At 42.4% G+C, this 25,540-nt stretch carries 24 protein-coding genes and 1 tRNA gene; 12 read left to right on the top strand and 13 right to left on the bottom strand.

The window, feature by feature from the left end; translation table 11 throughout:
• Nucleotide 1 precedes the first annotated feature (1 nt).
• The gene (locus tag ACFSTG_RS12320) at nucleotides 2-475 is read right to left on the bottom strand and encodes a hemerythrin domain-containing protein (RefSeq protein WP_380753236.1); all 474 of its coding nucleotides are present in this window, start codon (nucleotides 473-475) and stop codon (nucleotides 2-4) included.
• 190 nt (nucleotides 476-665) lie between these two features.
• Here ACFSTG_RS12320 and ACFSTG_RS12315 point away from each other — a divergent pair, with 190 nt between their 5' ends.
• From ACFSTG_RS12315 to ACFSTG_RS12280, 8 genes are all read left to right on the top strand, one after another.
• The gene (locus ACFSTG_RS12315; RefSeq protein WP_380753233.1) at nucleotides 666-1,631 is read left to right on the top strand and encodes a TIGR03885 family FMN-dependent LLM class oxidoreductase; all 966 of its coding nucleotides are present in this window, start codon (nucleotides 666-668) and stop codon (nucleotides 1,629-1,631) included.
• 10 nt (nucleotides 1,632-1,641) lie between these two features.
• A complete protein-coding gene (locus ACFSTG_RS12310) occupies nucleotides 1,642-3,282 on the top strand; it encodes an alpha-amylase family protein (RefSeq protein ID WP_380753230.1) in 1,641 nt (546 codons plus the stop codon).
• Nucleotides 3,279-4,889: an alpha-amylase family glycosyl hydrolase gene (locus tag ACFSTG_RS12305; RefSeq protein WP_380753227.1), complete on the top strand. Its 1,611-nt coding sequence runs from the start codon at nucleotides 3,279-3,281 to the stop codon at nucleotides 4,887-4,889. Before ACFSTG_RS12310 ends, ACFSTG_RS12305 begins: the two co-directional genes overlap by 4 nt.
• A gap of 14 nt (nucleotides 4,890-4,903) precedes the next feature.
• Nucleotides 4,904-5,275: a sensory rhodopsin transducer gene (locus tag ACFSTG_RS12300; RefSeq protein WP_380753224.1), complete on the top strand. Its 372-nt coding sequence runs from the start codon at nucleotides 4,904-4,906 to the stop codon at nucleotides 5,273-5,275.
• A 2-nt stretch (nucleotides 5,276-5,277) separates the two neighbouring features.
• Complete coding sequence (locus tag ACFSTG_RS12295; RefSeq protein ID WP_380753221.1) at nucleotides 5,278-6,471, top strand: D-arabinono-1,4-lactone oxidase; 1,194 nt, start codon at nucleotides 5,278-5,280, stop codon at nucleotides 6,469-6,471.
• A complete protein-coding gene (locus ACFSTG_RS12290) occupies nucleotides 6,468-6,845 on the top strand; it encodes a sensory rhodopsin transducer (RefSeq protein WP_380753218.1) in 378 nt (125 codons plus the stop codon). The genes ACFSTG_RS12295 and ACFSTG_RS12290 overlap by 4 nt, the downstream gene beginning before the upstream one ends.
• Before the next feature lie 12 nt (nucleotides 6,846-6,857).
• Nucleotides 6,858-7,724, top strand: a complete 867-nt coding sequence (locus ACFSTG_RS12285) for an EamA family transporter (RefSeq protein WP_380753215.1) — start codon at nucleotides 6,858-6,860, stop codon at nucleotides 7,722-7,724.
• An 80-nt stretch (nucleotides 7,725-7,804) separates the two neighbouring features.
• A complete protein-coding gene (locus tag ACFSTG_RS12280) occupies nucleotides 7,805-8,134 on the top strand; it encodes a hypothetical protein (protein ID WP_380753212.1) in 330 nt (109 codons plus the stop codon).
• A 60-nt stretch (nucleotides 8,135-8,194) separates the two neighbouring features.
• Here the strand turns inward: ACFSTG_RS12280 and ACFSTG_RS12275 are convergent, their stop codons facing one another.
• The 3 genes from ACFSTG_RS12275 to ACFSTG_RS12265 are packed head-to-tail and all read right to left on the bottom strand — an operon-like array spanning nucleotide 8,195 to nucleotide 12,029.
• A complete protein-coding gene (locus tag ACFSTG_RS12275) occupies nucleotides 8,195-9,091 on the bottom strand; it encodes a succinylglutamate desuccinylase/aspartoacylase domain-containing protein (RefSeq protein ID WP_380753209.1) in 897 nt (298 codons plus the stop codon).
• Between the two features lie 14 nt (nucleotides 9,092-9,105).
• The gene (locus ACFSTG_RS12270) at nucleotides 9,106-10,152 is read right to left on the bottom strand and encodes a glutathione synthetase (RefSeq protein ID WP_380753206.1); all 1,047 of its coding nucleotides are present in this window, start codon (nucleotides 10,150-10,152) and stop codon (nucleotides 9,106-9,108) included.
• A complete protein-coding gene (locus ACFSTG_RS12265) occupies nucleotides 10,149-12,029 on the bottom strand; it encodes a flavohemoglobin expression-modulating QEGLA motif protein (protein ID WP_380753203.1) in 1,881 nt (626 codons plus the stop codon). The genes ACFSTG_RS12270 and ACFSTG_RS12265 overlap by 4 nt, the downstream gene beginning before the upstream one ends.
• 339 nt (nucleotides 12,030-12,368) lie before the next feature.
• Between ACFSTG_RS12265 and ACFSTG_RS12260 the strand changes: the two genes are divergently transcribed.
• Both ACFSTG_RS12260 and ACFSTG_RS12255 read left to right on the top strand, forming a co-directional pair.
• A tRNA-Arg gene (locus tag ACFSTG_RS12260) sits at nucleotides 12,369-12,442 on the top strand.
• 711 nt (nucleotides 12,443-13,153) lie between these two features.
• The gene (locus ACFSTG_RS12255; protein WP_380753201.1) at nucleotides 13,154-13,960 is read left to right on the top strand and encodes an HAD family hydrolase; all 807 of its coding nucleotides are present in this window, start codon (nucleotides 13,154-13,156) and stop codon (nucleotides 13,958-13,960) included.
• Between the two features lie 17 nt (nucleotides 13,961-13,977).
• Here ACFSTG_RS12255 and ACFSTG_RS12250 read toward each other — a convergent pair whose 3' ends face one another.
• From ACFSTG_RS12250 to ACFSTG_RS12235, 4 genes are all read right to left on the bottom strand, one after another.
• Nucleotides 13,978-14,229, bottom strand: a complete 252-nt coding sequence (locus tag ACFSTG_RS12250) for a hypothetical protein (RefSeq protein WP_380753198.1) — start codon at nucleotides 14,227-14,229, stop codon at nucleotides 13,978-13,980.
• Between the two features lie 271 nt (nucleotides 14,230-14,500).
• Nucleotides 14,501-15,991, bottom strand: a complete 1,491-nt coding sequence (locus ACFSTG_RS12245; RefSeq protein WP_380753196.1) for a S10 family peptidase — start codon at nucleotides 15,989-15,991, stop codon at nucleotides 14,501-14,503.
• Nucleotides 15,992-16,066: 75 nt separating this feature from the next.
• Nucleotides 16,067-16,876, bottom strand: a complete 810-nt coding sequence (locus ACFSTG_RS12240; protein WP_380753193.1) for a phosphatase PAP2 family protein — start codon at nucleotides 16,874-16,876, stop codon at nucleotides 16,067-16,069.
• 199 nt (nucleotides 16,877-17,075) lie between these two features.
• Nucleotides 17,076-18,530 (bottom strand): TonB-dependent receptor, encoded by a 1,455-nt coding sequence (locus tag ACFSTG_RS12235; protein ID WP_380753191.1) that lies wholly within the window; start codon nucleotides 18,528-18,530, stop codon nucleotides 17,076-17,078.
• Between the two features lie 325 nt (nucleotides 18,531-18,855).
• Between ACFSTG_RS12235 and ACFSTG_RS12230 the strand changes: the two genes are divergently transcribed.
• The gene (locus ACFSTG_RS12230; protein WP_380753188.1) at nucleotides 18,856-19,617 is read left to right on the top strand and encodes an MBL fold metallo-hydrolase; all 762 of its coding nucleotides are present in this window, start codon (nucleotides 18,856-18,858) and stop codon (nucleotides 19,615-19,617) included.
• Nucleotide 19,618: 1 nt separating this feature from the next.
• Nucleotides 19,619-20,116 carry a hypothetical protein gene (locus ACFSTG_RS12225; protein ID WP_380753187.1) on the top strand — a complete coding sequence of 166 codons (498 nt, stop codon included), beginning with the start codon at nucleotides 19,619-19,621 and terminating at the stop codon, nucleotides 20,114-20,116.
• Here the strand turns inward: ACFSTG_RS12225 and ACFSTG_RS12220 are convergent.
• Genes ACFSTG_RS12220 through ACFSTG_RS12200 form a run of 5 tightly spaced genes read right to left on the bottom strand, consistent with a single transcriptional unit; the run spans nucleotide 20,113 to nucleotide 25,539 of the window.
• On the bottom strand, nucleotides 20,113-20,772 hold the full coding sequence (locus ACFSTG_RS12220) for an alpha/beta hydrolase (protein WP_380753184.1): 660 nt from the start codon (nucleotides 20,770-20,772) through the stop codon (nucleotides 20,113-20,115). The genes ACFSTG_RS12225 and ACFSTG_RS12220 overlap by 4 nt on opposite strands.
• The gene (locus ACFSTG_RS12215) at nucleotides 20,772-21,098 is read right to left on the bottom strand and encodes a DUF4870 domain-containing protein (RefSeq protein ID WP_380753182.1); all 327 of its coding nucleotides are present in this window, start codon (nucleotides 21,096-21,098) and stop codon (nucleotides 20,772-20,774) included. The genes ACFSTG_RS12220 and ACFSTG_RS12215 overlap by 1 nt, the downstream gene beginning before the upstream one ends.
• Before the next feature lie 44 nt (nucleotides 21,099-21,142).
• Nucleotides 21,143-22,402: a dihydroorotase gene (locus ACFSTG_RS12210; RefSeq protein WP_380753180.1), complete on the bottom strand. Its 1,260-nt coding sequence runs from the start codon at nucleotides 22,400-22,402 to the stop codon at nucleotides 21,143-21,145.
• Nucleotides 22,399-24,327: a BatA domain-containing protein gene (locus tag ACFSTG_RS12205; RefSeq protein WP_380753177.1), complete on the bottom strand. Its 1,929-nt coding sequence runs from the start codon at nucleotides 24,325-24,327 to the stop codon at nucleotides 22,399-22,401. Before ACFSTG_RS12205 ends, ACFSTG_RS12210 begins: the two co-directional genes overlap by 4 nt.
• Before the next feature lie 42 nt (nucleotides 24,328-24,369).
• Nucleotides 24,370-25,539 carry a sensor histidine kinase gene (locus ACFSTG_RS12200; protein ID WP_380753174.1) on the bottom strand — a complete coding sequence of 390 codons (1,170 nt, stop codon included), beginning with the start codon at nucleotides 25,537-25,539 and terminating at the stop codon, nucleotides 24,370-24,372.
• Nucleotide 25,540 lies beyond the last annotated feature (1 nt).

Here is a 25,540-nt window from a genome sequence, read left to right as displayed (position 1 = left end):
CTTACTCCTGGCTTAACCAGAATTTATCATCCCATTGATCGGGATCGGGGGTTTTGATTTCCTCCTCTCTATTCTTAAGATTTTCCAGTTTCTCAATGGAAACTTCCTGTTGCAATTCATTGAACAGGACCCGCTCTTCAAACCTTATGTGAGCCTCAAGCTCCTTTTCGATCTGGTCTAAGGCCCTGTCAATGTTCCTTTCTTCCTTGAAAAGTCTTTCCAAATGCTGATGTTCAGCTTTTGCATGTTTGACCATGGGATGGTCCTCGCCCAGTAGAACAAAAACTTCCTCTTCTTCAAATTGAAAATGCGGCCTTAGCTGCGAATTAAAATAGAAATCGGTATAAGCCTTAATTCGGTCTGTAGCAATTTTCCTTTTCTTTCCTTCCCGTATCTTCCAGCACAGCAGCAATCCGTGGTGATGATCTTTGCTCAAGGGTTTTAACGCCTCATGTCTTTTCAAAGGATGGTTCATAATGCTCGTATTTGAATTTTTCAAAATTAATCTTCATGGGTGGCAGATAATATGATTGGTATCATGTTTTTATTCAGGATGTTAACACCTGCCTTAGATTTTATCTTTTTTTTAATACTACAAATCTTCATGATCTTTTAATCCTTTATAAATTAGAGGGGAATAGCCTTTTAAAGATTAAAAAACAGGTATGAAAACAGGATTTCACGCTTCCCACGAACAATTTACACCCAGTCATTTACTGCAATTGGTACAACAAGCTGAAAAAGCAGGTTTTCAGGCTGTTTTATCCTCAGATCATTTTCATCCCTGGAGCGATATTCAGGGGGAAAGCGGTTTTGCCTGGAGTTGGCTGGGGGCGGCAATGCAGGCTACCTCTTTGGAGTACGGAATTGTAAATGCTCCCGGGCAAAGATATCATCCCACTATTATAGCACAGGCAGTGGCGACATTAGACGAGATGTTTCCCGGCCGGTTCTTTCTGTGTTCAGGTAGCGGCCAACTGCTCAATGAAAATATCACCGGGGAACAATGGCCCGCTAAAAGGGATAGGAATAAAAGGTTGCAGGAATCGGTTGAAGTAATGCGTCGCCTGTGGCAGGAGGAAGATTATTTAAACCACAAAGGAATGTTCACTGTTGAGCGGGCCAAACTGTTCACCAAGCCCACACATATTCCCACAGTTTATGGTGCTGCAATAACCGAAAAAACGGCGGCATGGCTATCTTCCTGGGCAGATGGAATGATCACGATCTCCAAACCCGTGGAAGAACTAGAGAAGATGGTGAAAGCTTTTAGAGGAGCAGAAGGGGATAATAAGCCTATGGCTTTGAAGGTACAAATCTCCTACGCAAGCACCCGCGAAAAAGCCCTTGATGGAGCATGGGAACAATGGAAGAATAATATTTACCCCAGTAAATTAATTGCTGATATAGACAGCCCTGAAAAATTTGATGCTCTGGGGATGAATACCAGAAAAGAGGATCTCGAAAAACATGTCATCATTGGGACAGATGCAGAAATATTTATTGAAAAGATTAAAAAATATGGGGAAATGGGATTCGAAAAAGTCATCATCCACAATGTGAACAAACAGCAGGAGGATTTTATCGACTTCTTTGGAAAAGAAGTACTTCCAAACCTTCAACAGCAATAACTAGCCAAATATGAATAAATACTGGTACAAAAATGCGGTGATCTACTCTCTCGATGTAGAGACTTTCAAAGATGCAACCGGCGATGGTACAGGAGATTTTAAAGGTCTTAAAAACGCCCTCCCTTATCTTTCAAGTCTGGGGGTAACCTGTCTCTGGCTCCTGCCAATCTTTGATACACCAAACCGGGATAACGGTTATGACGTAAGTGATTACTATAAGATCGATTCCCGGCTTGGAGATCTGGGGCATTTCGCCCAGTTAATAGATGCGGCAGAAGAAGTTGGGATACGTATTTTGATCGATCTTGCAGTAAACCACACTTCAACAGAACATTTTTGGTTTCAGCATTCCCGAAAAGACAAGAATTCAAAATATCGGGATTATTATATCTGGGTAGATGAAAAGCCCGATGATCCCGAGCGAAACATGATGGCCGAAGAAGGGGAGGACAGTACCAGCTGGAAATACGATCGCACTGCAAAAGCTTATTACTTCCATTCTTTCTATCCCCATCAACCCGATTTGAATATTGCAAACCCGCAGGTGCAGGAAGAAATTTTCAGGATCATGCATTTCTGGTTAAAAATGGGAGTTTCCGGCTTTAGGATAGACGCCGCTCCTCATATGTTCAAGGAGAAGGGGAGAATGGATTTTGAAGGAGATCCTCATAAGATCTTCCGGAATTTCAGGGATTTTGTAGAGACTCAAAAACCCGATGCCATTCTCCTGGCCGAAGTAGACCTGGATCCAAACCAATACAATAAATATCTGGGCAATGAAGACCAAATGCATATGCTCTTCAACTTCTACGTGAATAACTTCACATACCTGGCTTTGGCAAGAGAAGAGGCAACTCCTCTGGCCCGGGCACTGCAAAGAATGCCACTTGAAATCACAGAAAAAGAGCAACTTGCTACTTTTTTACGAAATCACGATGAGCTCAACCTCGACAAATTGAGCAGAAACGAAAGGGAAGAAGTTTTTAAGGCTTTTGCACCCGATGAAAATATGCGCATTTTTGGTCGTGGAATTAGAAGAAGACTGGCATCCATTCTTGGCAATGACCGTAAAAAGATGGAGCTCGCCCATAGCCTCCTGTTTACCCTGCCTGGAACTCCTGTACTGCGTTATGGGGAAGAGATAGGGATGGGTGAGGATCTTTCCATGGAAGGTCGCTCCAGTGTTCGTACCGTAATGCAATGGGCCAATGAAAAGAACGGTGGATTCTCTTCCGCACCAACAGAAAATCTCATTAGAAACGTAATTTCGGGAGGGGAATATGGTTATGAAAAAGTCAATGTGAGCGACCAGTTAAGAGATCCCAATTCCTTCCTTACCTGGATCTCCAAAGCTATAGATTACCGAAAGGAATTTCCGGAATTTGGATGGGGACGCAATCGTATCATTGATACCGGTGATGCTCATGTACTTGGGCACTTCACAAAATCTGATAAAGGCATGGGAGTGGCTTTTCACAATTTTTCGGGTAAAGAAATCACGATAAAGCTAGAAGTGGAGGAGGAAGAATTTGAAAATGTAATTGATGTCTTCGGAAATATAAGGTATGAAAGTTTTGATCCTAAAAAACCGGAAGTGAGGCTAACCCCTTACGGGTACAGATGGATGCATAAAAAACACAACTTTTTATGATGTACAAAAATTACTTATGGTGGCAAAAGAATGTGATCTATCAAATTTATCCCAGGTCATTTAATGACAGTGACGGGGATGGGATTGGTGACCTGCAGGGCATAATCAAAAAACTGGATTATCTGAATGATCTGGGGATAGTAGGGGTCTGGATCTCTCCAATATATCCCTCCCCAATGGCCGATTTTGGGTATGACGTGAGTGACTACACCGGCATACATGAAATGTTTGGGGATATGAAGGATTTTGATGAACTTCTCAAAGAGATCCATAAAAGGGACATGAAGCTTATCCTGGACCTTGTCCCCAACCATTCATCAGACAAGCATCCATGGTTCATAGAATCAAAAAGCTCAAAGAACAACCCTAAACGGGACTGGTATATCTGGAAGGACCCTGCTCCAGATGGCGGCCCGCCCAATAACTGGCTAAGCGTTTTTGGCGGAAGCGGATGGGAATATGATGAAGCTACCGGCCAGTATTATTATCATGCCTTTTTAAAGGAACAGCCAGATCTTAACTGGCGCAATCCCGAAGTGCAGAATGCCATGCTCAATGTCATGAAGTTCTGGCTCGAAAAAGGGGTTGACGGTTTCAGGGTGGATGTGATGTGGCATATGATCAAAGATGCCAAATTACGTGATGATCCTCCCAACCCTGATCACAATGAAAAATTGAATTCCTATAGTCGTCATATTCCGGCCTATTCCACAGATCAGGATGAAGTGCACGACATTGTGCGTAAGATGAGAAAGGTGGTCGATTCCTACAAGGAGCGGCTCTTGATAGGGGAAATCTATCTGCCTATTAGTAAACTGGTTCGCTATTACGGGGAAGATAATAAGGGGGCACATTTACCCTTTAACTTTCAATTACTGCAATTGCCATGGGAAGCCAGTAAGATCGAAGCCGCTATCAATGAATATGAAGGAGCTCTTCCACCTGAAGGATGGCCAAACTGGGTTCTGGGAAACCATGACAAATCCAGGATAGCAACCCGGGTAGGAAAGGAACAGGCTAAGGTCGCGGCTATGTTGTTGCTTACCTTAAGGGGAACCCCTACAGTTTATTACGGGGATGAATTGGGTATGGAAGACGTCGATATTCCGGAAGATAAAATACAAGATCCACAAGCCTTGAATGAGCCGGGGGTTGGACAGAGCCGTGATCCTGAACGCACACCCATGCAGTGGGATGATTCTGAAAATGCCGGATTTACCACCGGGGAACCCTGGCTACCCTTAATGAAGAATTTCAGGGAGGTGAATGTGAAAAAGCAATGGGATGAAGAAGGCAGCATGTTGCACTTTCATCGCAGGTTGCTACACCTGCGGAATAAGGAACCGGCATTGCACGTGGGGGACCATCTTCCTGTGTACACAGAAAATAACCTGCTGTCTTACATGCGCAGTTATAATGACAAGTTGTTTCTCATTATTCTGAATTTAAAGAATTCCGAAGAAAACTTCACCCCGGGTTTTTTCTGGAAAGGAGAAGTGAAATTGTCAACCCATCCTGAATTTGAAGGCAAAGAAATGGAAGGAGCCCTAAGGATCAAAGGGGATCTTGGGCTGTTGATTGAGGTAATCGTAAATGAATATACATAACCAAAAATTTAATTATGAGAACATTTGGAAAGAAGAGCTGGGTCATAGCCGAAGGATATATTCCTTCTTACGGAACAGGACCTGAGCCTGAATTTACCAGTCATGAGACCGCCTGTATTTTAAATACCTCAAATCAACAAGCAGAGGTGGAGATCACTATCTTTTTCTCAGATAAAGATCCAGTGGGGCCTTATAAAGTGACCGTTGAAGCACAGCGCACCAAACATGTTAGGTTCAACGATCTAAAAGATCCTGAACCCGTGCCTACAGGCACAGATTATGCCTGTGTGATAGAATCTACCGTGCCTGTAGTGGTACAACATACCCGTCTCGATTCCCGGCAGGCAGAGAACGCTTTACTGAGTACTATAGCCTATTCTGAATAGTTATGGGAGATGTTTGGAAAAACTGGAGCGGAAGTTTGGTCTTTCAGCCCGGGAAGGTCTTTGAACCCGAGTCTGAGGCGGAGATAGTTGACCTTATCCAAAATGCCCGGCGCGAAGGAAAAAATGTACGGGTAGTGGGAGCGGGTCATTCGTCATCTGCCCTGGTGAAAACCGAAGACTATTTGCTTTCACTGAAACATTTTCAGGGGGTGGAGTCACCAGACAGCGAAACCGGAAGAGCCACAGTGCCGGCAGGTATGACAGTAAAAGATGCGGGAAAAGACCTTTTTCGCTATGGGCTCGCCATGCACAATACCGGTGATGTAGATGTTCAAACCCTGGCAGGCGCTATAGGTACCGGAACCCATGGAACAGGCATACAGCTCAAAAACCTGTCATCCATGCTGGTGGGAGCCCGAATGATCAACGGGAAAGGGGAGATCCTCGAGGTTTCAAAAGAAAAGGATCCTGAATTTTTGAGGGCCCTGCGAGTTTCTTTGGGTACCTGCGGGATCTTTCTGAAAATGAGATTACAGCTGCTACCTACTTACAGATTGCACAGAAAGGAGTGGTGCGTGCATTTGGACAAATGTTTTGAAAACCTGGAGGAACTTCAAAAAAACAACCGGAATTTTGATTTTTACTGGTATCCCCGGACAGATCTCTGTAAGATAAGGGTGATGAATGAAGAGGGAGCTGAAATGCCCGAAATAACTTATGGTTCATTAGAAATGGAGAGAAAAGGTCACAGTCATAAGATCCTGCCCAGGTCCCGACATCTCAAGTTTGATGAAATGGAATTTGTCTTCGATGCAGAAAAAGCGACCGATTGTTTTATGGAAGTCCGGGAACAGGTGAGAAAGAAATGGCGAAAGGAAGTGGCATGGAGGATACTTTACCGAACCATACAAGCAGATGATGTCTGTATCAGCCCCATGTACGGTAGGGAATCTGTCACCATATCCCTGCACCATAACGCGGGCATGCCATTTGAAGAATATTTTAAGGACATTGAACCCATTTTCCTGAAGTACGGCGGAAGGCCTCACTGGGGTAAGAAGCATTTTTTAAAGGCAGATCAATTGAAGGAGATGTATCCTGAATGGGACACATTTCAGAAACACCGTCAAAAGATGGATCCTGACGGAGTATTTTTAACCCCCTACTTAAAAGAAATATTAAACCCAGGTTTATGAAAGCATACGGAAAATTAGACTGGGCTTTTTCAGCCGGGAGAATACCTTTTCAAAGTAACGGAAAAGAACCTGATTTCATAAGTCACGAAAAAATTGCCATTTTGAACACTTCCGAAGAAGAAGCAAAAATCGAATTGTTTATTTTTTATGAAGACGAGGAACCCTCAGAAAAATATGAGATAGAGTTACAACCCAAAAGGTTGCGCAAGGTGCGCTTCAATGATCTCATCGACCCCTATCCCATAAGGTTGGAAAGAAATTACTCTTGTTATATAAAATCCAATGTTCCGGTGGTGGTGCAGTTTAGTCGTATGGATACAGGAGCTGCTGCAAACGCTAACATGGGAACTATGGCTTTTCCCGCAGGGAACTAAAATAAATTAGAAATGTTCGGTTTTTTACTGGCTTTTGGAACAGCGGTTTCAGAAGCTTTAAAAGATATTACCAGCAAATACAACCTTCATCACATTGATGAATATACCGCTGCATTTTCAATGCACCTGGTGCAAAGTCTTCTTCTTTTTCCAATAGTCATATACCTGGGTATCGAGTACATGAGCACCCGGTTTCTCTGGGCCCTCCTTGCCAGTTCTGTGCTTCAACTAGGTGTGATCCTTCTCTACTTCAAAGCTATAAAACGGTCAGAGATTTCGGTCACCCTTCCGTTGATCACCCTTACCCCATTGTTCATGTTGATCACCTCTCCCATCATGATCGGGGAATTCCCAAGCACCCTGGGAATATTCGGTATTCTCCTTATTGTGACGGGAACGTATATTTCAAACATCAGTGAAGATCCAAAAAAGATATTTGCGCCTTTTGTTTCCCTTATCAGTAACCAGGGATCGCGTTATATGCTTCTGGTTGCCTTCATCTGGAGCATAACAGCCAATATTGATAAAATAGGAGTAGAGGAGACTTCACCGGTATATTGGGCCTTTTCCAAAGATCTGCTGGTCCTTTTCTATCTGGTCCCCATTCTTTTGATCAAATCAAAAAAGCCGTGGTTACAAATAAGGAATAGGAAATGGCCGCTGTTTATGGTAGGTTTTTTTAAATCTTCCAGTGTAATCACCCAAATGTTTGCCCTGCAATTCATTCTCGTCCCTTATGTCATCTCCATTAAAAGGGCAAGTTCGGTCTTCATTATCCTGTACGCTTTCCTGTTCATGAATGAAAGAAAGAATTTCAGGAACAGGTTAATAGGGATCCTTACGATAATGGCAGGTTTGTACTTAATTGCAATTTCCTGATCCCTCTGTACAATTTGACATTTGCTTAACACTTTTTTCTTTCTGCCGCTACTAACTTTAATAGGCTTAAAACCAACAATATGAAAACCAAAAATTTATGTTCGTTTATTTTAGTTGTGGTATTGATGAGTTGTGGAACAAGTCAATCCTCTTTTAAGGACTCTGATATTCTGCGTGAGGCGACGGGAACTCCAGAAGTATTCGAACCTGCCCCGGGTGCAGAATATGAAGGTACTTCCTGTATTAGTCCGTTAATAGACCCAGGTGACGGCAGCAGGATTACCTTTATACGTTCCACTTCCGGGAAGGCAGATTATGAAGTGCCCCGTGGAAAGTATGGAGTAGAGAAGGGGGAATTGCTGAGGGTAGATTGCAGGACCGGGAAGTCATTGGGCATAGTGAAGAGGTGAAAAAACAAAAGATCCGGCTCAGAGAGCCGGATTTATAATTCTATTTCCAGGAATTTTCTCCTAGTTATTCACATCCCGAATAATAAAAAAACCGTCATTTCCCTGGGATTGATAAAGGGGCATAAATAAATAATCATCCCACTCACTTTTCAACTCCTCCCCATTGTTCATGGCGAGTAATTCCCCTTTTTTGATCTTCTGGAAATTTCCGTATCCGGGTTCCATTTTGAAATTGTCCCCATCTTTTATCTCATGGCGGTATAAGATCTTAAAGGTCTTCTGCTCAGGGGCATTATCTTTAGTGAATTTCTCCACACATTCTGGATAGCAGGATAGTTTTTCCAGGTCCAGATCACAAGCTTCTTTTAAATTAAGCCATATCATTCCCTCGTGATTTTCTTCCGAAGAGGGGCTGGTATGCTGCCCCGCTTCAAACACAAAACCGGTAAGGCCGGTACGGCTCATATAATGATCAATGGCCCCATAAATAATATCACTGAAACCTCTCACGATATAAGTCGGGAACCTATGTGCCCAGTCGTCATTGTCATTTACTTCCTGAACAGAGATGTAGGGAAGACTGTCTGAGGAAGTGGTGTGGCAATCAAGAAAGTAACGTTTGGTATATTCACTTTCCGGGAACCGTTGCAGGACCTCAATGATCTCATGCATCTCCTTTTGTTCCTGAGTTTCAGGCTGTGCTTTTTTTACATTTTCTTCTGTCCACGTTCGATTCAGGTCTTCATCTATGAACCGCTGGTCCTTTTCCAGAGCGGCTTTGTTTCCCACCACCCCAACAATTCTTCCCAGGATCTCCGGCTGTGTCTTCTCCAGCTCGGCGAATACCCTTTTTAAAGCATTTACTCCGCTGGGCTCATTGCCGTGGACTCCTGCTGTTACAAAAAGTAAAGGTCCTTTCTTGTTGCTGGTATAATTTCCTATGATTCTTCTGTTCATTCCTATTTATGTTTTTATGCCATAGTTGCGAGAACCTTATTCTCAATCTGACCTTCATACATATTTTTGTATTTCACTTTCTTTTCTATAGAATCTATTACGATATCTGAAAAATCGGGCAGCCCTATTTCTCCGAAATGATCTAACCCTCCGGGACTCAGCACATTGATCTCTATAAGTTTATCATTGACCACATCCAGCCCCACAAAGAACAATCCGTCTTTAATGAGTTTGGGGCCCACCACGTCAACCACTTTTTGGATCCCTGCGGTAAGTTCGGTTTTGTCTGCCTTTCCTCCCTGGGAAAAATTACTGCGGAATTCTCCTTCCCCGCTTACGCGCCTAATGATCCCGAACTTGCCATCTTTTTCCATGATCTGCCCATTCATGAGCAGGACACGTACGTCTTCTTTGGCTGCAGGCAGGAATTCCTGAGCGATCACATATCCTTTATTGGTAATGTTCTCAATGATCTGGTTAAGGTTCTTTTCATTTTTATCGATAAGGTATACATCACGTCCTCCCGAACCTTCCAGAGGTTTTAATACCATTTTCTTTTTATGGTCTTCGAAGAATTTCAGGATCTCCTCCTTATCACGGGTAATGAGTGAGGCGGGTTTGATCGCGCTTGGTAACTCCTCGAAATAAAGTTTATCGATGAAGGCGTTGGATAGGGCATAGGCATCGTTAAGCACCAGGACCCCTTCCTGTTGCATCATACGACCAAAAGCGACACCGGCCTGTTCTGCCCATTGACGACTGCTGCCTTCCTCAGTAGGGTTATTCCTAATGAACAATACATCAAGGTCTGCAGCAACTATGCGCTGGTGTTTTGCTTTATCACTTTTCAGGATTTCTAAATACTCCTGTGGAGATTCGGCATTTGCAGATTTGGAAACATAAGTACTGTTAATACTTAATTTCTCAGTATTTGTAAAGGAAAAATCACCTACTCCCATGACGTAGACGTCATGTTTGCGTTTCCAGGCTTCATAAGTGAGGTACAGCGTGGTACCACATTTTTCGGACTCAATGCCGTTAACTACAAAACATATTTTCATGCGTTGATCATTTGTGAAAGGGGCATACCCTCCCGGATTTTACGTAATTTATTTGTTGTTTCTTCTGTATTTAAATATCTGGGCAGGAGCTTTACTGGTTTCAGCACCCTGCGTTCCCGCAACTCATTAATTATGGGCATATGCTCCAGGGAAAATTTTCCCGTAAGTAGTGGTGCTAATTCTCCACCTTCTTCCAGGTGTTTTTTTAATTCCAGTAAACCTTTTAAATAGGAAATATCTTTGGTGAAACCGCCTCCCTGCATTATTCGTGAAGTGATATTGAAGGATCGTGCCGGGGTAAAGCCATAATCCTGGTGCAGAAGCCTGAAGATATCCTGAAACTCTGCACCGTGCATCCTTGCCGAGGCTGCGACCACCCGACCTGCAAGGGTACGCATTCTGTTTCCCGTCAATCCGCCAACCAGGTACTCAGATAGTACGGCTAAACCTTCTTGCAGGGTATCGTAATCTGTCAAGCCCACTGAAAGTAATCGTAAAGGCTGTTGCATTCCATTGTAATAGGTCAGCACGTGGGTACCTATCTCATGTTGAATGAGGGCACGGGTCTCTTCGGCATTTAATTTAAAATCCTTCGGAATATAGAGTTCTCCCTGGGAGACCATAAGGATATTTACGTCATCCCGAATGTGCACCTTGCTGGAGAAATTACTATCCTGCTCATTGAAATAATCAAATTCCGAATAGGCCAGAAATTTAAAATCTTCTGCTTTCATTATGTTGCTGAACTCCATGTTCTCCTCTTCATCAACTTCCCGAAGAAGGTTTTCAGCTTCTTTCAGCAGGTCTTTGCTTATATCACCAAACAACATCATGCTGTTGTAAAAAAAGAATTTTGAACCTCTGTCTGTCAGCATGCTTATCTGGAGATCGAGTTCTTCCCGCTTCTCCCTGAAAATGTAAGACAGGGCGGGATCATCGATCTCTTCCATTTTGAGGTTATAGAGTTTTCGTTTTAAGACATCGGGATCTATTGGTAATAACCTGTAGTGGTAATTCAGAACGTTCTCATAATTTGATTCAAAAAAGGTGTCTTTGATCTGTCTTATATTAGAGGGGGAAACCAGCCATAAGAATTGATAGGATGTTTCTATCTCTGCCAGTTCCCGGTCAATTTCCAGCAATTTCTTCTGAAGACTTTTTTGCCCCAGGGCCTGATAGCTCTTTACTCCGCTCGAAGTCTGTATTCTTATAAATTCATAGATCGTTTTATGTAAGGCCACGACCAGATCATCTTTAAATCTCCTGAAAAAAACAGGATATTCTTCACCAGCCCGATTGCGGTATACGGGGGGGATCTCAAGTCCCAGCAACAATCCTCCAACATCCTTTAGTTTTTGCAGATCGAGTAAAGGTTTGGTATCTGTTGGTTGTCTATCAGCAGTGTCTTCTATTTCAGAAGGTTCCAGGTCCAGGGCGTAATATTTATTGTTCAATTCATCCAATTCCTTCTTGAACACCTTTAAAGTCCCCGGCAACTTATCTTCCGGTCCTTTAATTTTAAATTTTTTGCAATCCTGTTCTCCAGCAAAGATCTCAAGCATGAGGAAAGATTTGAATTTGGAAGACATGGCATCACTAAGACATGCCATAAGACGTTGATAACCTTCAAAATCTTTATTTCCAATCAAAAGAAAAGAAGCTTCACTTAAAACAAACCTGATGGTTGCCCTATCTTCGTTTTCGTTATCCTGGCTTAATCTATAAATAACCAGGTAGGGTAATTCATCACTCATATGTATATAACCACCTCCCGGAAGATGTCGTTCCAATTCACACTCTTCCTGCAGGTCTTTTATCATTTTCTCAATGGAGGCTTCGCCTAAAGGTTGCAGTTCATTAGATGTGCTGACTTCCATATTAATGTTTTGAGAGATTATTTTTGACTATAATGAAGAGGTACAGCCAAAAGGGTCTATTTGTAAATGTAAAAGATTATTCCTTTTTCTAGGAATAAGGACGGGGGTCTTAGGCTAATATTAGCAATACTTTAATAGTACTTTTAGATATAAAAGAAAATGGTAAACAAACCTTATTTTATAAGGGCCTGGAGCTTTATCATAAACCGGTGTTTTGAAAAAGAGGGATGACGGGAACCTTACAGCACTGTAAATAAACCCCTTAAAAAAGAGAGGGAATTAAATTATTTATTTTGCTTGTCTTTATTAAAAACCTCATTATATTTGCACCGCCTTAATGGTCGCGTAGCTCAGTTGGATAGAGCATCTGCCTTCTAAGCAGACGGTCACAGGTTCGAATCCTGTCGCGATCACGACACACACAAAACCACGTCCCAAAGGGCGTGGTTTTTTCATTTCACGAAGTGCCCGAAACGATGTTTCGAAGGCATGGAGGGAAATGAAAAAATCAAGGGCGCCAGCCCGTGGTTTTGTATTTGCAACACAGCATCCTGAGAGGAGATCCAATCCTGTCGCGATCACTACACGCACAAAATCACGCCCGCAGGGGCGTGATTTTTTTATTAGGTGAAACCTGAATCGGACTTCGATGGTGGTAGCCGAATAAAAAATTAAGATGGCGTAGCCGGCGATCCTGTATTTGCAACATTGCATTGCAAGAGGAAATCCAATCCTGTCGCGATCACTACACGCACAAAATCACTCCAGAAAATGCCATTGGGAGAGTGTCCGGGATGGATGCTATCATCAATAAAAGTGTCAATGAATCTACCCTAAGGAAATCTGAGGAAAAATTAAAAACCTTCGGCGGATCCTGGAAAGATCAGGAAATAAGGATTTTGGGATATTTCTACGGTGTAAACAACCTATTCCCATAGGACGTATTATGGTTAGACCTGAAAGTCTTTACTGCGTTCGTTGCTCTCATTAGTTCAATCTGGCAGGAAGTTTAAGTATCCAGGTTTCTCTCCCGGGTCCTTCAGCAGTATTACATTAAAATTAACAACCGGCATGCCTCAAAAGACCTTCATTGCGTTATTTTTGAGATCCCTAAAATATTAAGCATGGATCTTTCTAATATAAGACTAATCGTAAGTGATATGGACGGTACTCTCCTCAACAGTAACCATGAGGTGAGCCCGAGATTTTTTTCCTTGTTTCCCAAACTAAGGGAAAGGAATATATATTTTGCCGTGGCTAGTGGGAGGCAGTACTACAGCCTTAGGGAACGAATGGACGGTATAAAGGATGAATTGATCTACATAGCTGAAAATGGAGCTATTGTCATGTATAAAGGGGAGGAGAAACATATTCAACCCATGGGTAAAGAGAAAGTGAGGGAGATCATTGCAGAGGTAAGGGAATTGGGGAATAAATATCTCATTTTATGCGGAAGGAAGCAGGCCTATATAGAATCAACAGATCCCGAATTCATGGTACCATTTCTCAACCATTATGAGAAATATAAGGTGGTCGAAGATCTTGCCACGATTGAAGATGATGTCTTTTTAAAAGTGACGATTTGTGACCTTTCAGGTGCAGAAGAGAATTCCCTTCCCTACGTTTCTCATTTCAAAAAAGACCTGCAGGTAAAACTGTCCGGTAAGATCTGGATCGATTTCAATCATCCCGAAGCTCATAAAGGTAATGCACTTAAGGCACTGCAGGATCAACTGGGAATAGGTAAGGACCAAACCATGGCCTTCGGGGATTTTCTTAATGATATTGAGCTATTTGAGCATGCAGCCATTGGATATGCTATGGATAATGCGCATCCCGAGGTAAAAGAAGTCGCGGAATTTACTACCAGAAGCCATAATGAGCATGGAGTAGAGGTAATTCTGGAAGAATTGCTCAATTCTACTCCCTGAAGTCTTAAGGATATAATTTACAACTCTCCCTCCTGAAGCAGTCGTTTTTCCAAATTTTCTGAAAGCTTAAAAAGCTGTTCTAACTCAGAATGATTTCCGGTCTTGAAATAAGTTGAATAACTGCTTTTAAATCGGCGGGAAAGTTCGAGGGTGTAAAGGCTGAAAGAAAAAAATACCTCAGACCGATAAAGTTCATCCAGCCATTTTTTCACAAAAGCTATCTGTTCTTCTTTATCATGAATTTTCCCGGGATATACCATTTGTTCCATACAAATTGAATTATGTTGCCTATAGGGCAATAAAAGGTAGGTATAGCTTGCAGGGACAAAAGCGAAAGGTTTGGGAGGTCTAAAGTAAAGAGTTTTTGTTATAAAAAATAGGCGATAGATACTTATTCTATGAATGACGTTTATCTCAGGACGAACAGCAGAAATTCCGGAACAATTCCAAAAGATTGACTGTTCTGCTCATAAAAAAACCTCCAAATAGTTTTCTTACTATTTGGAGGCCCTATATACTTTCCTGAAGAAAAAATTTTGTTTAATACATGGCAGGAGCACCTTCCTGTGGGATAGTATTAAGAATGAATTCCCTTAGGTCGTCATTTGATTTTTTCAAATCTTCATTTCTAAGGTACATCATGTGCCCGCTACGGTATCCCTTAAAACTAAGACGGTCTTTCATTTTTCCGCTGGGATCAAGCTGCCACATGGTATATTTTGCATCAAAATAAGTGGTGGCTCCATCAAAATATCCGCTTTGAATCAAGACGTCGAGATTAGGATTTTGGGCCATGGCCTGTCTCAGGTTCTCACCGGTCCTGTTCCCGCTTCGGTCCCAGGGATGAACTGGTCCAAACATGAAATAAGTAAGATCTGTTTTGAACTTCAGTTCATTCTTGAGATAGTGGTTAATGGCAGGGGTAAAGGAATGCAGCCAGGAAGTTAGTTCTGCATTGTAATCGGGCGAATCTCCGGCCTCTTTTCTGTCAAGACCAAGATATCGGGAATCAAGTCGGCCAATGGTTGAACCTTGATCTCTCAGAAGTTCCTTCCAGAAATACCTGTAGGGTACTTCAAGATTGTTCTGAAGGATCACTTCTTCTGAAATTCCTGAATAACGAGCCATTTCTGAAGCTATTTGAGAACGTTTTTCCCCTTCCAGAAAACCGCCTTTTACTAAAGCAGGCAAAACCTCATTTATAGCGTATTCTTCAACCTCGGGTAAAAGTTCTTCCAGATCTTTTTCCTGAAGTTCTGCCGGAAGAGCATCATGGTACCACGCAGCCGCGGTAAAATACGGCAACCTGTTTGCTATTTCTACCGGGCCCTGTCTCTCAATTCCTATATCTGTGGGAGAAACCAGGATCACCCCGTTCAGGTACATCCATTGCTGACTCTGAAGTTCTAGTGCCAGTCCTGAAACTCTCGTAGTTCCATAACTTTCGCCTATCAGGTATTTGGGGGACAACCAGCGATCATTCCTGGAAACGAAAGTGTTTAACCATTTGGCCAGGTATTTAATATCTGCATTTACCCCAAAGAACTGGTCCCTGTCCCGTTTTTTATCACCTTCGGGTTCAAGGATCCTTGAGTAACCGGTGTTCACGGGATTCACGTAAACGATATCTGCCACATCGAGAATGGAATGCGGATTTTCTTTTATGCCATAGGGTTGAATAGGAAAACCTTCTTTATCTATTTCCAGAACCCGGGGGCCAGTGTATGCAATGTGCATCCATACAGATGCCGAACCGGGACCTCCGTTAAATGAGATCACCAATGGTCGGTTCCTGGTATCTTTTATTCCATCACGTTTATAATAAGTGTAAAAAAGACTGGCTACCGGTTCCCGGTCCTCATTCCATACCGGTTGCATCCCGGTGGTAGCGGTGTAGGACATTTTTTCTCCGTTAATATTTACGACATGGGAGGTAACTACAGTAGTGTCAACCGGGATCTTTACTTTTTGTGCCTCAACCGTTGCAGGGAGAAGGAGCAGAAGTAAAAAAAGAAAGGAGATTTTTTTCATAATTAGGGTTTATTTGGCCCTAAAATATGAAAAAAACCTCCTTTTACGCTACTCTGAGTTTTGGTTTTATTGAGATCAGAAACGGTAGGTCATTCCAACGCCCTGATAGTCAACACCCATAGCCGGATACAGATCGAGATTCTCTTTCTTCTTTTTATGAAGTTCGGGTACGAGGATTCCAACTGCAGCACCAATACCGTATCCTACCAGGTTATCGGTAAGAAAGTGTTTCCCACTCTCCAACCTAAGGTAAGCCACCCAGGCCGGTACCGCTGCGGCGGCAGTCCAAACCACAGGCCTCCACGGAGAATCCGGGTGAAAATCGTGAAAAACTTTTGCTGCAAAAAATGAGGCAGAGGCAGTTGCGGCTGTATGTCCCGCAAAAAAGGAACGTCTGTGTTTTGCCTGCCTTCTTTCATCATCAGAAAGATTTTCATTATAAACAAGGGGTCGCTCCCTGTCAATTGCCCCTGCAGTTATGGTGAACAATGCCCCGGTTGTGGCCATGGTCTCCACAAATAAAACCGTGATTTGCCCGGCATGGGGACGCATTTCATTATCAGCGAGCATCATAACAAAAGGAACGGCAAAAGAACCATAAAAAGGATAATAACTCAGCTGATCCAGATCTTCTGAATAATTCCCGGCTGCCCATCTGTCTATTGCAGGTATATCTTCTTTAGAAAGGCTACGAAGCTGGTTATCAGTAAGAGGTTCTTTATCCTGGATGAGTTTTAATCCCAGTACATTTAATCCTAATCCTGTCCCAACCCAAATTCCGTCTTTGGTCCAACTGGTTTCATAGGGGGATTCAGTTTGACCGTATCCTAAAAAGGTAAAGGAAAATAACAGGAGTAATGCTGTAAAGGTTCTTTGGTTCATCATTTCTTTTTTCCAAATCTCGCAGATTACCCCAGTATTTCCTGAAGGTTTAACCTAATTATAAGAAGTTTCCTTCATTTTGTTTAAAATTTTCAAAATATAACAGGAGGGTAGGAGAGGACATTCAAAAGGGATGAGCGGAAATTAAAAGAGGCAGGAAAATCAAATTTTCCTGCCTCTTACAAACTTGAACCTTAATTATTTAAGCTTTTTGAGCCTCTTTCTGTTTTTGATGACTAAAGAGATTATGTGCCTTGATCATGGCCGTAGTCCTTTCAGGTAACATATCTTCCCATCCACTCTTACCTTCAGAGATCATTTGCAATACTTCCCTTGAATAGATATCCAGAATTTCAGGATCGTAGTTGGTGATATCTACCACCTTACCATTGTATTTAAAGAACTTGTAAAGTTCTTTCATGCGAGGATGCACCTTCAGGTTTTCACTTGTTGTGATCGTTCCGGTTTCCTTATCCTTCAGTGGGTATAGGTATACTTTAAGGTCTTTAAAGAATAACTTTCCGAAGGCTTCCAGAATACCTCCACTTAAGTGACGATAGTATTTTTCATCAAAGATGTCTATGAGATTGTTGACACCCATAGCCAGTCCCATACGTTCTTTGGTGTAGCGGGAGAAGTATTCAACTACCCTGTAATACTCCTGGAAATTGGAGATCATTACCGTTTGCCCAAGAGAACAAAGCAATTCTGCCCTGTCCATGAAGTCACGTTCATCGATCTCTCCTTCGGCCCTAAGGTTAGAAAGGGTGATCTCAAAAATGACCTCTGTATTTTCTTCAGAAACCCGGTTCTCTTTAAGGAACAGTTCCATAGACCTTTTATACATGTCCATGTTTACTTTCGTTACAGGTCTGAAACTTCCTCTAAGGGCAAGGATATTCTTTTTATAAAGTATCTTGGCCGGCAATACGTTGTTACCGTCAGGTGCAAACATTACGGCCTCGGTCATTCCATTCTTAACGAGTTGCAAACTCATGAGACGGTTATCCACTTTTTCAAAACGTGGTCCTGAAAAGTTAATGGTATCGATCTCTATTTGATCTTTATCGATGTGGTCGTAAAGGTATCTCAGTAATTTTTTAGGATTGTCATACTTATAATAAGCCCCGTAAATTAAATTCACTCCAAGAATTCCCAGGGTATTTTGCTGCAGGCGGGCATCATTTTCGTGAAAACGCACGTGAAGGATGATCTCATTATAATCTTCCTCAGGATGCACCTGATAACGGATCCCTACCCAGCCATGACCTTTATATTTCTTTGCGAAATCTATGGTTGCAACAGTATTGGCGTAGGTAAAGAAAAGTTTATTAGGATGTTTTTCCCGGGAAATGCGCTGTTCAATAAGGTTTGTCTCGTGTACAAGCATCCTTTTAAGGCGCTCTTCAGTCACATACCTTCGGTCATCTTCAATCCCATATATAGCATCACTAAAGTCCTTGTCATACGCGCTCATTGCTTTAGCAATCGTACCGGAAGCTCCTCCCGCCCTGAAGAAATTTCGAACGGTTTCCTGTCCCGCTCCAATTTCAGAGAAGGTTCCGTAAATATTTTCATTCAGGTTTATACGTAAAGCTTTACTTTTTATGGAAGGGACATTTTCAAACTCCCGATCCCCCATTATAGTTATAGGCATAGCTGTTTTTTTTTGTAATAATGAACTTTGTTAAGTTAATATCAAAGGTACTAAATTGATGAGCTAAACAAAAAAATTACTCTGTTAGGAATTACTTCCCAATGTTTTCGAAATCGTTTTCTTTAACTCACAATATCCCTCCGCTATTCTCTCCTGTTTTATGGCAACAAAGGTACTTTAATAAATCCGTGGAGAAATGACCTGCATCAATTTTTCGAATCATTTTTCATGGCTTGGCCAATTTCATGAGCCCCCCTACATGAGTTTACCGCCTTAGTTGTTTATCAGTCCGCCAATCCTTAAGTTTGCAGTAAAATAAGAAGCTTTGAAAGTGACATTTTTGGGTACAGGGACTTCTCAGGGGATTCCTGTTATTGGGAGTAACCATCCTGTATGTCTTAGTGAAAACCCTAAGGATAAAAGACTGCGGGTTTCAGTAATGATCGAGATTGAAAATAGTGTCATTGTCATAGACTGCGGACCCGACTTTCGTCAACAAATGCTATTTAATAAGGTAGATCGCCTGGACGCCATACTTTTCACCCATGAACATAGCGACCACACAGTAGGATTGGATGATATAAGACCATATTTCTTTAAGCAGGGGGATATTCCTGTATATGCACATCAAAGGGTCATGGACTCTCTCCGGAAACGTTTCGATTATATCTTTGCCTCAGAAAATAAATACCCCGGGGCTCCAAGTGTTAAGGAGATCCTGGTGGAAAATTCCCCTTTTAAGGTAAAGGACCATACGGTTATCCCTGTAAATGTAATGCACAACCGGGTGCAGGTGTTTGGATACAGGATTGGGGAATTTGCGTATGTGACAGATGCCAAGACCATAGAAGAGAAGGAGGCAGAAAAACTGAAGGGAGTAGAGGTGCTGGTCATCAATGCTCTACGTAAAGAACCTCACCATTCTCATTTCAATCTTGAAGAGGCACTGGAATTCATAGCAAAAATTAAACCCAAACAAGCCTATCTTACCCACATAAGTCACCGCTTGGGCTTCCACGACGAAGTACAGGCTGAGCTGCCGGAAAATGTTTTTCTGGCCTATGATAATTTGCAAATCACTATTTAAAATGCGAAAAAGCTTTTTACTTTATCTTTTTGTGTTCACAGCTTTAATGGCGGTTATAATCTATGCCAACGGAAAAAGGATCGCAGATTCTAAAGACGCAGAGATCGAAAAACTGGAGCAAAGATTAGAAGAATCTGAGGACAGGGGAGAAGCTCTTTCTTCAGATCTCTCCTCGGCACAGTCTTTTACACTTTCCTCAAATGAGGAAGCCCTGACCTACCTTGAACAAAATGGCCTTGATCCTGTAGAAGTCAGGACCATGATTGAGGATGAACTGATTAGCAGGAACAGGGCTGATGCCGACAATGACCTGGTACCCTATGCCGGTATGGAAGGTCATTTCAGGATCAACAACATAAAACTGCTAAATCATAAATGGCTTCTTGCGAGCTTTACTGATGGAAAATATTGGGGGGATCTTTTTCTCACTTACCAATTCGATGAGAATGGAAAACTGGAAGTGACCACAGAAGAAGCCGTACTCTATACAGAAAATTAAAGCCTCTTTTCAAGCCATTTTTTAAGCTCCATGAAATTCTGCGGAGCTACTCCGTGTCCAACCGGAAATTCCGAATACTGGTTTTCTATCCCCAGAGAATCCAGAAAAGGTTTGGTGTTTCTGGCCCATTTTACGGGAATTACCTGGTCTGCAGATCCATGGGAACTATATACAGATAAGTTTGAAAAATCATTGTTCCGGTAACCCTCTTTCAGAATTTCAGGATTGATATAGCCGCTAAGACCAATCACATTTTTAATCTTCTCAGGATAAGATAAAGCTACGGCAAAACTTAGGATACACCCCTGACTGAACCCTACCAGGGTTACCTTCTCAGGATCTACCGGATAACTTTCTATGGCCTCATCAATGAAGGCGGCGATTTTTTCCCTTGAATCTATGGCCTGTTCATCATCACTGAATTTCCCGTTGGTATTATCCCAGTGAATGGCATACCAGGCATGTCCATAAGGAGGCATGGGGTAAGGAGCACGTAGTGAAATTATGAACAGGTCGTCAGGAAGTTCTTCAGCAAAAGAAAAAAGATCCTCTTCATTGCTCCCATATCCGTGAAGCATGATTAACAGGGGAGCCTTATCTGTTGCAGTTTTGGGTTTTCTTACAAGATGATATAAGGATAGAGACTGTGTACTCATTAAGAAATTGTGCTAAAAATTTTTTGATAATACCTGCCAAGAACCGGAACTTCGTTTTCTTCTCCCTGTATGGCAGCAATGATACCATAGCCCCATAAAACAATGATGAAGATGTAAAATGCTGCAGAAACCATCCAGTTATCAAAGGCAGAGACCAATACTCCTAACAGGTAAAAGGTGATATGAATTCCCAGCGCCTGACGAATATGAAAGGAAGCAAAGGTATTTTTACGGTCATTGTTCATGAACCAGGCAATAATAGTGCCTATGATAGTAAGGTATGCCACAATAGCGGCGGTCTTTCCCTCGTCTGCTACATTTTCCATATTCGTAATTTTCTATACAAAAATACTGGATTTCCCCGGTTTATCTAGTCTTCAGAGGCTAAAAAGCTCTCTCCGGAAAGTATCCCAAAAACTTTACCTTTCAATTCATGTCCCAGAAAAAGGCTGTTCTTCGAAGAACTTAAAATATTTTCCTTTCCGAAGGTGTAGGTCTTGTCGGGATCGAAAAAGGTGAAATTGGCAGGAGCTCCTTCCTCGATAAAACTTTCGGGTATATTGAACCTGGTTTTCCCCCCGGTGAGCATTTTGATCGCGGTTTTGAGCGAAACTACATGTAGCAGGGCTCCAAATGCAGATTCCAGGCCTATTGTGCCGAAAAAAGCATTGTCAAATTCCACTATTTTATGCTCTACATCGATCGGAGAGTGGTCACTGGTCACCATATCGATAGTGCCATCCCTTAAGCCGGCAATAAGTGCCTTTACATCTGTCTTTGTTCTAAGGGGTGGGAGAACCTTTGCATTGGTATCAAATTCCTTCAGCACGTCATCTGTAAAAAAAAGATTGTGTACAGCTACTCCACAGGAAACATCAAGACCTTTTTCTTTGGCGTCCCGTATAATTTCTACTGCCTTGGCGGTGGAGATGGTGGGTATATGCAGTTTTCCCCCGGTATACTCCAGGATGTATAGGTCACGGGTGATCTGCAGTTCTTCGGCCAGGGCCGGAATTCCTTTCAGGCCCAGGAGTGTACTGTTTTCATGTTCGTTCACCATCCCGTTATGGGCTATTTTATTTTCCTGTGGAAAAGAAAGCACTAGTCCGTCAAAATTCTGGGCGTATTGCAATGCGATCTTCAGCATATTTGGATTTTGAACTGCCTTTTTATAATCCCCAAAAGCAATGGCTCCTGCTTGCTGCATGTCGTATAGTTCGGCCATTTCAGCACCTTCACTCTTCCTGGTCAGTGCGCCTATAGGGTATAAAGAAACAGGTTGGCCTTCTGCCTTTTTCCGCAGAAAGGAAACTGCACCTTTATTATCTGTTACAGGGTCATTTCCGGGATTAAGTGCTACAGCAGTAAATCCACTCCTGGCGGCGGTACGCAAACCGTTATCAATAGTTTCCCGTTCTTCGTATCCAGGCTCCCCAAAATTCACACTACTGTCAAACCAACCCTGGGATACGTGCAGGTTGTCAAATGAAATCTCCTTATCGGTTTTTTTGACCTTGATAGAGGGAGCTATTTGTTTGATCACTCCATCTTCAACGAGTATATCCATTACCTTGTGGTTGTGCGGACTCTCGTTGTCAACGATCCTGGCAGATTTAATCAGTATCTTCATTTAAAGAATTTTAATATGAGCATTTCAGCAAGAAAGAAAATAAGGGCAAAAATAACAAACCATTTCCAAAGAGCGTTCACTTCTGCGGCTGATTGAATAGCACCAAAAACCTCAGGAATATTGCTGTGTAGTTCAACGCCATTGGCAGCAGCGGGTTCCATGTAAATCAGCTTGCTTTCAAGACGGTCTGAATTAAAACTAAGACTTCGTAACCTTACCGAATCTTGTTTGAGTTCATAGTGTCCCACCTTTGAAGGAACTTCCTCCAGGGAGAGCTCCACCTTGTTTCGGTAACTTTGCTGGCGGGGAATGAAGGTTTCTTCTGAAGAATGCAGTTTCAGGATCTCATCCCTATCTAGTTGTGCCCTGACGTTTAACTGCTCTGCCTGGCCCAGGGTAAAATACATCTGGGAAGGAGAGATCGCCCGTGCTCCTATATTATAGAAGCTGGGAACGATCAAGGGGGAAGCCTTAAAATCTGAATTATTTCGATTTAAAGCAGCTGTAAAAATGTACAGGTTCTCCTGTTGCAGGAGAAAAGGTCTTCCATTATCGAAACTCAGGATCCCGTTACCCCCATAATTCATCGTGAAATAAGACTGAACCCCGGGGTAATCGAAATTCCTTACTTGTTCCTGGAAAACATTTCTGTAAAGAGGGTGGCCAAATGCAATTTCTGTGACCAGTTTTTCCTGTTGTTGTTTATCCCCAAAAAGGGGAGAGCCTGTTGATTTCAGAAAGGAATTATAACCCTGGAGATCCATATTTTCCGAAGGGATCAGGATCAAAGAGATATTTTCATCCATCAGATTTTTAAGTTCAGCCCCAAGATTGAACGGAATTTCCCGGGGTTCATTGAGCACCACCAGGTTTGCCTGTGATAACAGGTTATAATCTATATTGGAACTTTCAAAGAGGTGCAGCCGGAATTCCGGACTTGTGTAGATCCTTTCCAGGAAACCTGCATCGGCATCGCCTATTACCACCACCTCAATGGTCTCGGGTTCATCTATGCTGAAGAAAAGTTCGTTATCATAAGTGAGATTGTTGTCTTCTATTTTAAATTTTCCCCGAAGCAGGGGACGGGATGGAAGCAAAAACTCTGTTGTTGCAGTAAGATCGTTCTCTAAAGTTAACGTCTTGCGTGCAAGCAGGTCATTGTCGTCATACAATGCAACCGCGATCTCAGATTGAGGTTCACCCGTTGCCTTCAGCTTTACTTTGATCTTCAGTTCATCGGGGGTCTTTTCAGAGATAAAAGCGGTATCAATAGCGGAATTGGTAATAGTTTCGGGCGTCAAATGAACAAGGTGAGTGTTAATACCCGGTACAGGTTCGATTTCAGCTTCATCTCCGGTTTTCTGAAAATCGGAGATCACGATAAAATTCTTCCGGGTTTCAGTAGAATTCGAGAAAAGATTTTGAGCCATCAGTGAAATGGTTTTCCAGTCGGGCTGATATGCACTGTAATCCAGTTGCTGCAGCTTTCTCTGAAGAACGTCGGCATCGGTATCTCTCATTTCAGTGTCATTGGCGAAAAAGGTAAGCCTGCCTGTGTCGGGTAGGCTTTCCAAAAGATCCTGGATAGCCCGTTTATACAATATTCCGTTGCGGCCACGGGCTTGCAGGCTGTAAGAATTATCAAGATAAATTACAGTTTCCTGCTCTTTGATCTCGCCGGCTTCCGGAGGAAAATAAGGTTGGGCAAATGCAAGGATCACAGAAACCAGCAGCAAAATTCGGGTTGCAAGAATGAGCCATTTCTTGATCCGGGAACTTTTACGGGTCTGGATGACTGCTTTTCTAAGAAACTTTACATTGGTAAATTTCTCGGTCCTGAACTTTCTCAGCTGGAACAGATGTACCAGCACCGGGATCACGACAAGAAATAACGCATAAAGGATTTCCGGGTGCTTAAAGTGCATGCTGTGGCAATATTTTATCAAATATAAAAAATGCCACCCGCACTACCTTTTAATTTTGAACTTAAAACTGCTGCCTTCTCCGGGTTTTGATTCCACCTGGATATCTCCTCCCATGTGTTCAACCATTTTTTTGACAGTAGCCAGGCCAATCCCACTTCCGGGATTGCCATCACGGTCATTTTGCTCAAGGGTGGTAAAAAGCCCGAAGATCTTATCAATACTGTTTTCAGGGATCCCGTTCCCATTGTCTTTTACTTCAAAAAGGAAGAATTCTTCTGAAGTGCTGAAATTTATATCTATTCTTCGGAAAGGTTTGTCGTTATATTTTAAAGCGTTGCTTAAAAGGTTCAGAAAGATCTGCGTTAGAGCGGCCTTATTCACGCTGGAGAGTTTTCCGCTTAAAGGATAATTGATCTCCACCGAAGGGTTATCGGGGAAAAGTTTTCTTAGTTCCCTGAAATAGCTGAAAAGATCAACATCTTCTTCTTTCCTTTCAAGGATCTTGTCACTTCTGTAAAAGACCAATAACCCATCAACATAACTTCTAAGGCTCTGAGAAGCCTGGCCCAGGAAGTCAAGATATTGCCGGGACTCTTCATTGAAAATCTCTTTGTTCTCCTCTTTAAGGAGTTCTGTAAGGGAAATGATATTAGCAAGTGGAGATTTTATATCATGTGAAACTACGCTGGCAAATCTTTCCAGGTCATGATATTTTTGCTCCAGGTTGTACCGCACATTTTTAAATTCATTACGTTGTTTCCTAAACTCCACCAGGTTAAGGATCTGTCTGCTAAGCGCATTCAGGGCCACTTTTTGATCCTCCTTTAAATCCTGTGGTTGTTCATAAAGAGCAATCAGAACACCAAGGCTGTTACCCCGGTTTGTGGTCACAGGCACCCCCGTGAAATGGGAAAATTTGGAAGAATTGAAATTGCCTGAAAATTGATCTGCAAGATAAATTTGGTCCCGTTTATTCTCTTCCTGTTGCAGAAGAGCAACATCTTTCGGAGAAATTTCGCCGGGATCCATTCCATAAATGGCTTTGATAACTGCCTCTCCATTTTGAATCAAGATCATTGCAGTGGCAGGCGCATGGCAAATCTGTGCCGCAAGGAATATGATGTCTGAAAATTCTTTATTGGGGGCAGTCCTGAGAATTTGATAATCCTCCAGGTCCTGGTTGGTTTTGTCCTGAAACTTAGGCTCCCGCATT

This window comes from Salinimicrobium flavum (assembly GCF_042684505.1).
Lineage (GTDB): Bacteria > Bacteroidota > Bacteroidia > Flavobacteriales > Flavobacteriaceae > Salinimicrobium > Salinimicrobium flavum.
Note: the sequence above shows the minus strand (reverse complement) of the source record. Positions and strands in the feature narration are given on the sequence as shown.

What these genes read in the sequence shown, in the direction of transcription:
- ACFSTG_RS12215 (WP_380753182.1), bottom strand. Translation starts at nt 21,098, where the DNA reads ATGGAAAATGTAGCAGACGAGGGAAAGACCGCCGCTATTGTGGCATAC.
- ACFSTG_RS12235 (WP_380753191.1), bottom strand. Translation starts at nt 18,530, where the DNA reads ATGCCTATAACTATAATGGGGGATCGGGAGTTTGAAAATGTCCCTTCC.
- ACFSTG_RS12205 (WP_380753177.1), bottom strand. Translation starts at nt 24,327, where the DNA reads ATGCACTTTAAGCACCCGGAAATCCTTTATGCGTTATTTCTTGTCGTG.
- ACFSTG_RS12300 (WP_380753224.1), top strand. Translation starts at nt 4,904, where the DNA reads ATGAGAACATTTGGAAAGAAGAGCTGGGTCATAGCCGAAGGATATATT.
- ACFSTG_RS12315 (WP_380753233.1), top strand. Translation starts at nt 666, where the DNA reads ATGAAAACAGGATTTCACGCTTCCCACGAACAATTTACACCCAGTCAT.
- ACFSTG_RS12295 (WP_380753221.1), top strand. Translation starts at nt 5,278, where the DNA reads ATGGGAGATGTTTGGAAAAACTGGAGCGGAAGTTTGGTCTTTCAGCCC.
- ACFSTG_RS12270 (WP_380753206.1), bottom strand. Translation starts at nt 10,152, where the DNA reads ATGAAAATATGTTTTGTAGTTAACGGCATTGAGTCCGAAAAATGTGGT.
- ACFSTG_RS12245 (WP_380753196.1), bottom strand. Translation starts at nt 15,991, where the DNA reads ATGAAAAAAATCTCCTTTCTTTTTTTACTTCTGCTCCTTCTCCCTGCA.
- ACFSTG_RS12305 (WP_380753227.1), top strand. Translation starts at nt 3,279, where the DNA reads ATGATGTACAAAAATTACTTATGGTGGCAAAAGAATGTGATCTATCAA.
- ACFSTG_RS12280 (WP_380753212.1), top strand. Translation starts at nt 7,805, where the DNA reads ATGAAAACCAAAAATTTATGTTCGTTTATTTTAGTTGTGGTATTGATG.
- ACFSTG_RS12320 (WP_380753236.1), bottom strand. Translation starts at nt 475, where the DNA reads ATGAACCATCCTTTGAAAAGACATGAGGCGTTAAAACCCTTGAGCAAA.
- ACFSTG_RS12285 (WP_380753215.1), top strand. Translation starts at nt 6,858, where the DNA reads ATGTTCGGTTTTTTACTGGCTTTTGGAACAGCGGTTTCAGAAGCTTTA.
- ACFSTG_RS12225 (WP_380753187.1), top strand. Translation starts at nt 19,619, where the DNA reads ATGCGAAAAAGCTTTTTACTTTATCTTTTTGTGTTCACAGCTTTAATG.
- ACFSTG_RS12255 (WP_380753201.1), top strand. Translation starts at nt 13,154, where the DNA reads ATGGATCTTTCTAATATAAGACTAATCGTAAGTGATATGGACGGTACT.
- ACFSTG_RS12275 (WP_380753209.1), bottom strand. Translation starts at nt 9,091, where the DNA reads ATGAACAGAAGAATCATAGGAAATTATACCAGCAACAAGAAAGGACCT.
- ACFSTG_RS12220 (WP_380753184.1), bottom strand. Translation starts at nt 20,772, where the DNA reads ATGAGTACACAGTCTCTATCCTTATATCATCTTGTAAGAAAACCCAAA.
- ACFSTG_RS12200 (WP_380753174.1), bottom strand. Translation starts at nt 25,539, where the DNA reads ATGCGGGAGCCTAAGTTTCAGGACAAAACCAACCAGGACCTGGAGGAT.
- ACFSTG_RS12265 (WP_380753203.1), bottom strand. Translation starts at nt 12,029, where the DNA reads ATGGAAGTCAGCACATCTAATGAACTGCAACCTTTAGGCGAAGCCTCC.
- ACFSTG_RS12310 (WP_380753230.1), top strand. Translation starts at nt 1,642, where the DNA reads ATGAATAAATACTGGTACAAAAATGCGGTGATCTACTCTCTCGATGTA.
- ACFSTG_RS12210 (WP_380753180.1), bottom strand. Translation starts at nt 22,402, where the DNA reads ATGAAGATACTGATTAAATCTGCCAGGATCGTTGACAACGAGAGTCCG.
- ACFSTG_RS12290 (WP_380753218.1), top strand. Translation starts at nt 6,468, where the DNA reads ATGAAAGCATACGGAAAATTAGACTGGGCTTTTTCAGCCGGGAGAATA.
- ACFSTG_RS12240 (WP_380753193.1), bottom strand. Translation starts at nt 16,876, where the DNA reads ATGATGAACCAAAGAACCTTTACAGCATTACTCCTGTTATTTTCCTTT.
- ACFSTG_RS12250 (WP_380753198.1), bottom strand. Translation starts at nt 14,229, where the DNA reads ATGGAACAAATGGTATATCCCGGGAAAATTCATGATAAAGAAGAACAG.